Source organism: Synechococcus sp. B60.1 (genome assembly GCF_047462555.1).
Classification (GTDB): Bacteria; Cyanobacteriota; Cyanobacteriia; order Thermostichales; family Thermostichaceae; genus Thermostichus.
The window spans coordinates 1-1452 of record NZ_JANSJN010000202.1 but is presented as its reverse complement, the minus strand read 5'-3'; the positions used below and the strand labels follow the sequence as shown (position 1 = coordinate 1452).

The following is a 1452-nucleotide window of genomic DNA, read 5'->3' as shown; positions in this document are numbered from 1 at the left end:
GGTTGAATCTGGGTAACAGCGAAAGCTACACCAAAAGAAAGGGGGCTCCCAAAAGCGCCGGCAACCCCAGAGAGAGTTCGTTATTGGGTGGGGAGATAGCAGCGGTGTCAGGTCAAGCAAGTCGGAGACGATGGACGGCATTCTCGATGCCCAGCGTGGCCCAAAAAGGGCTGGTGGGCCTGATCTGGGTCTGCACCTGGATCCCGGTATTGACCGTTTCTCTGGCCGTAGCCCAAACTGCCGCCACCTCTCTAGTTTTGACCGATGAACAGGTCGCCAAGTATGCCCGCATCGTCCTGGAGATGGAGCCGCACCGACAAGAGGCCCAGCAGCGCTCCCAGGCCACCGCGGATCCGGCCAGCAAAGATCAAATCCGGCGGGAGTTCATTCGCACCGCCACCGAGATCATCACCCGCCACGGCATGACCGTGCCTGAATACAACCGCATCACCCTGTTGATTCGCTCCGAAGAAGGCAAAGCCCTCCAACAGCGCATCGAAGCCGAAATCCTGCGCCTGCAAAGCGCGGATCCCAGCGTGAGCCCTAGCTCCAAACCCTAACCCCCCCCTTGGATCCCCTGCAGCGCTTTTGCCCGGATGTGACGGAGGACGGAAGATAGCGGTAGGCTGGAAGCGGAGGTCGGTGCTCGTCCGTAGAGAGCGGGGGGAGAGCAATGAACGAGCCTATGTCGCCGTCAGTACGGGCGGCTGTCGAGCGCATGAAGTCTCGCTTGCGCCTGACGCGCCGCTTCGGGTTCTGGTTTCAGGCGGTTCTGGGGGCAACGGCTCTGCTGCTCTGGCTGGGATTTTTAGTTGGCCAGAATACCCTCTATCGCGACGACTCGATGGGGGCCTTTATCGCCTTCTGGTTTACCCTGTTTACCCTTCTAACCCTGGCAGCCGGTCTCTTCTTTAACTGGCGCTACCTGCTCCAGGCGGAGCGCCGCTCAGTGTCTGCCGCTACCCCAAGCCAGTTGGATCTGCCCAAGCAGTTGCAATTGGTTACCTATGTCAGCCTGATCGGCGCTTTCCTCGCCCTCATCGCCATGGAGGCGCAGGTGGGAGAGCTGCTTGTGCGGCTGTTTACCCGCACGCTGAGCACCCAGACAGCAGGAGTGCTGCTATTGGCTGCCAATATCAACGTTACCTTTGCCCACTTCGTCTGCTTAGCAGGGGTGCTCTGGATTACCGGCGCCCTCGACCGCGAGCCCTGAACCCCAGTCGGCCAGTCTTAACTTTGCAAGGCAGAAAGTCAGGCCTGCGGCACAGTGGCCCGCCCTAAACTTGCCCCAGCTAAAAATGCCCCCCTGCCAGAGGAAGAGGGGCAAGCGGAAGCAGTCTCGAAGTCCGTAGTTGCCAATCGCAGATTCCGAGAGCTTCACTTGAAGCCCACTGCCGCCTGCCAGACAAAAGCCAGCAAAAAGAACAAAACAGGGATGATGGGCAGAATGTC

Annotated in this window: 2 protein-coding genes and 1 pseudogene; 2 read left to right on the top strand and 1 reads right to left on the bottom strand. The window is 59.6% G+C overall.

The annotated features are described in order from the left end of the window. Window positions 1-146 precede the first annotated feature (146 nt). Window positions 147-560, top strand: coding sequence for a DUF4168 domain-containing protein (locus tag NW863_RS13025; RefSeq protein ID WP_414366872.1), 414 nt, complete (start codon window positions 147-149; stop codon window positions 558-560). Window positions 561-673: 113 nt separating this feature from the next. Next, entirely contained in the window at window positions 674-1213 is a 540-nt protein-coding gene (locus NW863_RS13020; RefSeq protein ID WP_414333224.1) for a DUF3611 family protein, read from the top strand. Window positions 1214-1377: 164 nt separating this feature from the next. Here the strand turns inward: NW863_RS13020 and psbK are convergent. Then, window positions 1378-1452 (bottom strand): annotated as a pseudogene (gene psbK, locus NW863_RS13015) (photosystem II reaction center protein K); the annotation flags it as partial.

Bases quoted from the DNA above. Each gene is read 5' to 3' on its own strand.
- NW863_RS13025 (WP_414366872.1), top strand. From the start codon at position 147: ATGCCCAGCGTGGCCCAAAAAGGGCTGGTGGGCCTGATCTGGGTCTGC.
- NW863_RS13020 (WP_414333224.1), top strand. From the start codon at position 674: ATGAACGAGCCTATGTCGCCGTCAGTACGGGCGGCTGTCGAGCGCATG.